The following is a 7774-nucleotide window of genomic DNA, read 5'->3' on the forward strand; positions in this document are numbered from 1 at the left end:
TGAGCCTCAAATCACGCTTTAGGTCCAGAATTGTTGTAATTTTGACACAACAATACTTCCGGAGAACAGAAAATGAGCATGAAACGCCGCGTTTGTCTGATCACAGGCGCGTCTGCCGGCATCGGCGCGGAGTTTGCGCGCCAGTATGCAGCGCTCGGCTGGGACCTTGTGCTGACCGCGCGGCGCGAGGACCGGCTCCAGCAACTCGCCTCTGAGGTGAATTCGAAACACAGGATCGAGGCGCATGTGATCGCCTGCGATCTCGCAGATCCTTCGGCGCCGGCTCAGCTGGTGGCGGAGCTAGAGTCGCGCGGCATTGAGGTGGACGCGCTGGTCAATAATGCCGGGTACGGACTACCGGGCACATTCTTCTCAACGCGCTGGGAGGAGCAGGAGGCGTTCCTGCAGGTCCTGCTGAAAGCGCCGGTGGAGCTGACGCACCGGCTGCTGCCAGGTATGGCCGCGCGCAGTTTTGGGCGGATCATCAATGTGGCTTCCCTGGCCGGATACACTGCCGGCAGCGCCGGGCACACGCTTTACGGGCCGGTGAAGGCCGCTCTGATCAAGTTTTCGGAGAGTATCGCGGCGGAGTGCAAGGCGCTCGGCCATCAGGACATCCGCTGCACGGCGCTCTGCCCCGGCTTCACCTGGAGCGAATTTCATGACGTGAACGGCACGCGCGAGGCGACGAAACAGATGCCGAAATGGATGTGGATGCAGGCAGAACCTGTCGTAGCGGCGGGGATCGCGGCGGTTAATCGCGGCCAGCCAGTGATTGTGCCGGGCGGCGTCAACAAGCTGATCGCGACGCTGGCGAGGGTGCTGCCGGAACCGGCGGGGCGGGCGCTCGTCTCGGCGCAATCGGCGCGGTACCGCAAACTTTGAGCATTTTCTGTCCGCCGCCCCGGCTGCGATGTTGCACCGCACAAGGCTGCTATGTCAGAATGCAGGGGCCGCCCTATAATAAGTCCGGACAAAGGGGCGTGAAACGAACGAGGGAGACGCGCACATGGACGGACTGAGCGGACTGACGGGCCTTGGACAGCCTGTGATCGGCGATCTGACGGGGGTGATGGCCTCTGCGGTGCGGGCGGTGGACGGTTATGTGGCCGAAGCGACGCGGGGTGCGCGCGCCCAGCTGGCCGGGCCGGACGGCAAGCCCGACCGGGCTGCCTTCGAGCGCCACCAGCACCTCGCCCATGGTCTCGCCTGGCTTGTCACCTATGCCGAGACGCTGCGCCAGGTTTCCGACTGGGCCGGGCGGCTGGAAGCGGAAGGCCGCTTCGGCGAGGCCGAGGCGCTGCTCTCCCAGATCCTGTTCGGAGAATATTGCGCGCAGATCGTCGGCGGCATTCCGATGAACCAGGGTGAGGTCATCCGCCCGCATGAGCTTGGCAGCCTTGAGGCGGCCGATGCCCTGTTTGCCGATGCCTCGACCCGCCTCCTGATCCTCGAGGGCAAATCGCCAGCGGCGATGGCGGCGGCGGCAAAACTGCTTCCGGATGCGCTGTCGCGCCACTCGGTGGAGCAGACCGGACTCGACGAGACGATGGAGATGGTGCGCGACCAGTTCGCGAAATTCGCCTCTGACCGGATCAAACCGCACGCCCATGGCTGGCACCTGCGCAATGATTACATCCCGATGGATGTGGTGGATGAAATGTCCGAGCTCGGTGTGTTCGGCCTGACGATCCCTGAAGAATTCGGCGGGCTCGGCATGGGCAAGACGGCGATGTGCGTTGTCTCTGAGGAGCTGTCGCGCGGCTATATCGGCACAGGCTCGCTCGGTACACGCTCCGAGATCGCGGCAGAACTCATCCTGATCGGCGGCACGCCGGAGCAGAAGGCCCACTGGCTGCCGAAGATCGCGAGCGGCGAAATCCTGCCGACGGCGGTGTTCACCGAGCCGAATACGGGCTCTGACCTTGGCTCGCTGCGCACGCGCGCGGTAAAGTCCGCAGACGGATCGCATTACACGATCACCGGCAACAAGACCTGGATCACCCACCCTGTGCGCGCCGACCTGATGACGCTGCTCGCGCGGACGGATCCGGCCACGAACAATTTCTCCGGCCTGTCGATGTTCCTCGCCGAGAAGCCGCGCGGCACGGACGCTGACCCATTCCCGGCAGAGGGCATGACCGGCGGCGAGATCGAAGTGCTCGGCTATCGCGGCATGAAGGAGTACGAGATCGGGTTTGACGGTTTCCAGGTGAAGTCGGAAAATCTGCTGGGCGGTGTGGAGGGCCAAGGCTTCAAACACCTGATGGCGACCTTCGAGAGCGCGCGCATCCAGACGGCTGCCCGCGCGGTCGGCGTCGCGCAGAACGCGTTCGAGACAGGCCTGCGCTATGCGCTCGACCGTCAGCAGTTCGGCCAGCCGATCTTCAATTTCCCGCGCGTCTCCAACAAGCTGGTGATGATGGCCGCCGAACTCGTCGGCGTGCGCCAGCTGACCTATTATTCGGCGCGCCAGAAGGATGAGGGCAAGCGCTGCGACCTTGAAGCCGGCATGGCGAAACTGCTCGCCGCGCGCGTTGCCTGGGCGGCGGCGGATAATGCGGTGCAGATCCATGGCGGCAACGGCTTTGCGCTCGAATACCCGGTCAGCCGCATCCTGCAGGATGCGCGCATCCTGAACATCTTCGAAGGCGCGGGCGAAGTGCAGGCGATGGTGATTGCCCGCCGCCTCGTGGAAGGCGGCAACTGACATCGCCGCCTGACAGGCTGGGACCGGCTGTGCCAAAGGGGCAGCCGGACCCGGGCTTACTGCCAGATACAGAGCGAGGACAGGCCATCATGACGGAACCGGCGCAAGCAAAAACGCCGAGCCGCCCTGTATGGGCACGCCGGCTGAAAGTTGCGCGCTGGCGCGGCATTCGCCAGATCGACCATCTCGAAGTCGTCAAGCATGTGCACGAAGAAGGCGGCCTGACAGGGCGCTACCTGTTCATGACGGTGATGTCCTGCGGCATCGCCATTCTCGGCCTGCTCCTGTCCTCACCTGCAGTCATCATCGGGGCGATGCTTATTTCGCCGCTGATGGGGCCGATCATGCTGATGGGTTTCTCGCTGTCGATCCTTGAGCTTGCCGCCTTGCGCGAAGCGATCGTGTCGCTGGCCATCGGCACGGCGCTGGCGCTGGCAACTTCGTTCCTGATCGTGTTCCTCTCGCCGCTGACGGATGTGACCTCGGAAATCCTCGCCCGGACGCGGCCGAATTTCTTTGACCTGCTCGTGGCGGTCTTCTCAGGCCTCGCGGGCGGCTATGCGGTCATCCACCGCAAGGGCGAGACAATCGTGGGCGTGGCGATTGCGACCGCGCTGATGCCGCCGCTGGCGGTGACGGGCTATGGGCTCGCCACCGCGCAGTTCCACATCGCGGGCGGCGCCTTCTTCCTCTACATGACAAACCTGCTGGCGATTGCGCTGTCGGTGACGGTGCTGTCGCGCTTCTACGGTTTCGGCGAGCGTCACAGCCCGCGCCATACGATGTGGCAGACGGGCCTGATCGTGACCGTGTTCATTGGGCTCTCAATCCCGCTGGGCCTCGCCCTGCGCGACATCGCCTATGAAACCCGGGTGCGCGATGTGACCCGCGACATCGTGCTGGAGCCGTTTGCCGGCGCCGATGCGCGGTTGTCGGACTTTGATGTGTCCTTCCCACGGCGCGGGCCGGCGCGCATCACCGTGCAGGCGACGGTGCTGACCTCAGAGCGCGTGCCGGGCGCCGACGTACGCCTGTCCGAACGGCTGACGGAGCGCTTCAGCCGTCCGGTCGCCGTCTCCATCGACCAGATCTTCGTCGATGACAGCAATGTCACAGAGACCGCGCGCTTCCTTCAGGCGGCGGAAACATCGCTGGGCGCGCCGCTCAGGGCCCAGATGTCACAGTTCGAGGCGCTGGCAGTCGAGCGCCGCACCCAGCGGGAACTCCGCGCAGCTTTCCCCTTCCAGCTCGCTGCTGCGGAGATTGACCCGCCGGCTCGCCGCGCCGTCTTCGCCGCCGCCGTAACGGAGGGAGTGAGCTTCGCCGGGTGGCGCCGCCTGGAAGAAGGCCTGCGGCGCAATTATGCCGACTGGGAGATCACGGTCGTGCCGCCGCCGGGCGATCTGCCGCTTGTGCGCTTCGCCCCCGGTGAGGACACGCTGGCGCCGGACGCGGCGGCGCTGGTGGCGGATATCGGCTGGGCGCTCGCCCGCTGGTCAGCGGGCCGGGCGGACATCATCGCGCTGCAGCCCAACGCGCTGGCGGCGCAGGTCTTCGATGAGCGCGCCATCGGCTACCGCCGGGCCGGCGCGGTGGCGGAAATCCTCGCCGAAGCGGGCATCGAGACCACCATCGCCGGGGAATTCCGCCGCGCCGTGGCGGGCGAAGATCCGGTCACGGACAGTCTCGTGATCCGTCCCCGGATCAGCGAATGACCCCGCCGAGCGGTTCGATATCGGACCGCTCATGCTGGATGATCACCTTGGCGCCGAGGTCGGCGGCGCGGGCCTCGAACGCCTCCATCGCGGCCAGTGTCTGGGCTTCGTTATAGTTGAAGCGCGGCACGCGGCGCAGGTCGCGGCTGGCGGTGCGATGGTAAAGGTCTCCGGTCAGCAGCACCGGGCCCGTTTCCGGCAGCGTCAGTTGCAGAGACGTGTGGCCCGGCGTGTGGCCCGGTGTTTCGAAGATGATGACGCTGCCATCGCCGAACACGTCCTTCTCGCCCGTGAAGGCTTCGCGCTCGAAGCCGGCGAAGGCAGCAAATAGCGCGGCCTGGTCGGCAGTTGTCTGCGGGGCAGAGCCATCGGCGGGGATCATCACATCCAGCTCCGCCTGATGCACCAGCCATGTGGCGCCCAGCACCTGGTCAGCCTGTCCGATATGGTCGAAATGGCTGTGGGAGATCGAGATATAGTCGATGTCACCGGCCGTCAGCCCCAGCGCCTCGAATTGCTCCGTAAGCGTTGCATCGAGCGAGACGGTGAAGATGTCCTGCGTCAGCGGGCCGGCCTGGCGCAGGAGGCCCGGCAGGCCGAGATCCCAGAGCAGGCGGCCTTCCGGATGGTGGATCAGGTAACAGGTATTGGTGAACGTCGCTGGCTGGCCGGCATAATCGCCCGCCGAGGAGAAGCCATCGAGATCGGAGATCTGGATCGTGCCGCAATCGAGCACATCGGCATAGAGGGCAGGGACGGCGGCCTCGCCTGTGTCTGCGGCGGCAGGCTCCGGCGCCTCACCCGGGGCGCCCGGTGTGCAGGCGGCAAGGGCGAGCGCAGCCGCGCCCGCGATAAGGCTGGATTTCAGGGTCATGGCATTCCTCCCGGGGATTTCCCGGCAGGTTAGCCCGCTTCGCCGGGAAAGGACAGGCCGCGCCCATCCGCCTCGACCCGGCGATAGAAACAGCTCGTCCGCTCGGTATGGCAGGCGCCGCCGGTCTGGCGCACCTTCAGCAGCACGGCGTCCTGGTCGCAATCGACGCGGACCTCCACCACCTCCTGTGTGTGCCCGGAGCTTTCGCCCTTGACCCAGAGGCTCCCGCGCGAGCGGGACCAGTAGGTCGCCCGCCCGGTCGCGATCGTCTGCGCGAGCGCCGCTTCATTCATCCAGGCAAGCATCAGCACGTCGCCCGTCTCCGCATCCTGCGCGATGGCAGCTATCAGCCCCGCCGCATCAAAGCGGGGGCGCAGCTCGGCGGTTTCATCCTGCGCGGAGCCGGACAGGGGCGGGGGGTAAGCGCTCATGCGCCGAAGCGCTCGCCGATGCATGCCCTGAAGTCAAGCCGCGCCATTGCGCCTGCCCATCGCCGCGAAAGGGCGCTAGACTGGCGCAAACACATATCTGGGAGACGAGCCATGAGCGCTTTCCGCGAAATCCTCACCGACCTTTCCGGCGGGGTGCTGACCATCACGCTGAACCGGCCCGACCGGCTGAACGCCTGGACCGGCATCATGCAGAGCGAGGTGGAAACCGCCATCCGCGCCGCCGGGGCGGACGAAGCGGTGCGCTGTATCGTGATCACCGGGGCCGGGCGCGGCTTCTGCGCCGGGGCGGATATGGGAGGGCTCCAGTCCATCCAGGCGAATGCCGGGGAGACTTATCAGGCCAAGACACCGGACCTTGCCCCCAGCGCGCCCTCGGCGCTGGAGCAAACTTTCCCCGGACGCTTCGGCCACATGTTTGCCTGCCCCAAGCCGATCATCGCCGCCATCAACGGACCCTGTGCCGGCATCGGCCTGATCCTGACGCTGTTTGCCGACATGCGCTATGCGGCCGAGGAGACGAAGTTCACGACCGCCTTCGCCCAGCGGGGGCTGATCGCGGAGCATGGCATCGCCTGGCAGCTGCCGCGCCTCGTCGGAGAGGCCCATGCGCTGGACCTCCTGTTCACCGCGCGCAAGTTTGACGGGCGCGAGGCCGAGCGCATCGGCCTCGTCAACAAGGCGGTGCCGGGCGAGGCGCTGATGGGCTTTGTCGGCGAGGTCGCGCAGCATCTCGCGACGCAGGTGTCACCGCGCTCGGTCGCCATCATGAAGCGGCAGATCCGCGAGAGCTATTTTCAGTCCTATGCTGCCTCGCTCGAGACCGCCGACGCGGAGATGCAGGCGAGCTTTGCGACGCATGATTTCAAGGAGGGCGTCGCCAGCTTCGTCGAACGGCGCGCGCCCGCCTTCACGGGGAGCTGAGGCAGCATGACACGCCGGATCGATATTGTCGAAGTCGGCCCGCGCGACGGGCTGCAGAACGACCCCGCCGACCTGTCGGTCGACCAGAAGCTCGAATTCATCGCGCGGCTGGAGGCGGCGGGCGTGCGCCGGATGGAATCCGGCAGCTTCGTCAATCCGAAGGCCGTTCCAAAGATGGCCGCGTCGCCGGCCGTGTTCGCAGGGCTGGACCGGACGAAGCCGACACGGCATATCGCGCTGGCGCTGAACGAGACGGGCGTGCGCCGCGCCATCGAGGCGAAGGCGGACGAGATCAATTTCGTACTGGTGGCGGGCGAGGGCTTCGGCCGGCGCAACCAGGGCATGAGCCCGCAGGAAAGCGCCGACATGCTGGCGAAATGCGCGCCGCTGGTGCTGGAGGCGGGGCTTCCCCTGTCTGCGACGATTTCGGTGGCGTTTGGCGATCCCTATGACGGCGATGTGGACATTGCCGTGGTCGGCAGCCTCGCGGCGCAGGCGCAGCGGGCGGGCGTGGCGGAACTTGCGCTGGGCGACACGATCGGCGCGGCGACGCCCTGGGATGTCCGCAGGCGGATTGACCGGGTGCGGATGGAAGCGCCGGACGTGTTCCTGCGCATGCATTTCCACGACACGCGCGGGGCGGGCCTCGCCAATGTGTTTACGGCGGTGGAAGCGGGCGTCGATGTGATCGATGCCAGCTGCGGCGGCATCGGCGGCTGCCCCTTCGCCCCGGCGGCCACGGGAAATGTGGCAACCGAAGATGTCGTCTGGATGCTGGACCGCGCCGGCTTCGAGACCGGGATCGACCTTGGGCGGATGATCGCCACGGCGAAATGGCTGGAAGGCGTTCTGGGCCATCCGGTGGCCAGCGCACTGAGCCGGGCGGGAAGTTTTCCGCCCGCCCCGTAGGGTGCATTAAGCGCAGCGCAATGCACCCTACAGCCGCCCCGCCGCCGCCCTCACCTCCCATCGCTTCGCGACGGGCCTGTTCGGGGCGTCTGCGGTGCAAACGCTTGTCCCTCACAGCCTCTCCCACAAGCGGGAGAGGGGTTCAGCCGTGCCACCCCTTTAACCCCTCTCCCATGAAATGGGAGAGGAGGGG

7 protein-coding genes are annotated in these 7774 nt (G+C 66.4%); 5 read left to right on the forward strand and 2 right to left on the reverse strand.

All coding sequences use genetic code 11. The features are described 5' to 3' along the window. Nucleotides 1-72: 72 nt before the first annotated feature. From ACK4SV_RS06515 to ACK4SV_RS06525, 3 genes are all read left to right on the forward strand, one after another. Nucleotides 73-885, forward strand: a complete 813-nt coding sequence (locus tag ACK4SV_RS06515; RefSeq protein ID WP_409917002.1) for an SDR family NAD(P)-dependent oxidoreductase — start codon at nucleotides 73-75, stop codon at nucleotides 883-885. 124 nt (nucleotides 886-1009) lie between these two features. After that, complete coding sequence (locus ACK4SV_RS06520) at nucleotides 1010-2710, forward strand: acyl-CoA dehydrogenase family protein (protein WP_409917003.1); 1701 nt, start codon at nucleotides 1010-1012, stop codon at nucleotides 2708-2710. A gap of 89 nt (nucleotides 2711-2799) precedes the next feature. After that, nucleotides 2800-4425 (forward strand): DUF389 domain-containing protein, encoded by a 1626-nt coding sequence (locus ACK4SV_RS06525; protein WP_409917004.1) that lies wholly within the window; start codon nucleotides 2800-2802, stop codon nucleotides 4423-4425. On the opposite strand, the gene ACK4SV_RS06530 is transcribed toward ACK4SV_RS06525, so the two are convergent. Together ACK4SV_RS06530 and hisI are read right to left on the reverse strand one after the other, a co-directional pair. Next, entirely contained in the window at nucleotides 4415-5299 is an 885-nt protein-coding gene (locus ACK4SV_RS06530; protein WP_409917005.1) for an N-acyl homoserine lactonase family protein, read from the reverse strand. The two genes, ACK4SV_RS06525 and ACK4SV_RS06530, sit on opposite strands and share 11 nt — an antisense overlap. 29 nt (nucleotides 5300-5328) lie before the next feature. Further along, a complete protein-coding gene (hisI, locus tag ACK4SV_RS06535; protein WP_409917006.1) occupies nucleotides 5329-5730 on the reverse strand; it encodes a phosphoribosyl-AMP cyclohydrolase in 402 nt (133 codons plus the stop codon). A 111-nt stretch (nucleotides 5731-5841) separates the two neighbouring features. On the opposite strand from hisI, the gene ACK4SV_RS06540 reads away from it, so the two are divergent. After that, complete coding sequence (locus ACK4SV_RS06540) at nucleotides 5842-6672, forward strand: enoyl-CoA hydratase (protein ID WP_409917007.1); 831 nt, start codon at nucleotides 5842-5844, stop codon at nucleotides 6670-6672. A 6-nt stretch (nucleotides 6673-6678) separates the two neighbouring features. After that, entirely contained in the window at nucleotides 6679-7581 is a 903-nt protein-coding gene (locus tag ACK4SV_RS06545; RefSeq protein ID WP_409917008.1) for a hydroxymethylglutaryl-CoA lyase, read from the forward strand. Nucleotides 7582-7774 lie beyond the last annotated feature (193 nt).

This window comes from Hyphomonas sp. (assembly GCF_046313735.1).
Taxonomy (GTDB): Bacteria; Pseudomonadota; Alphaproteobacteria; order Caulobacterales; family Hyphomonadaceae; genus Hyphomonas.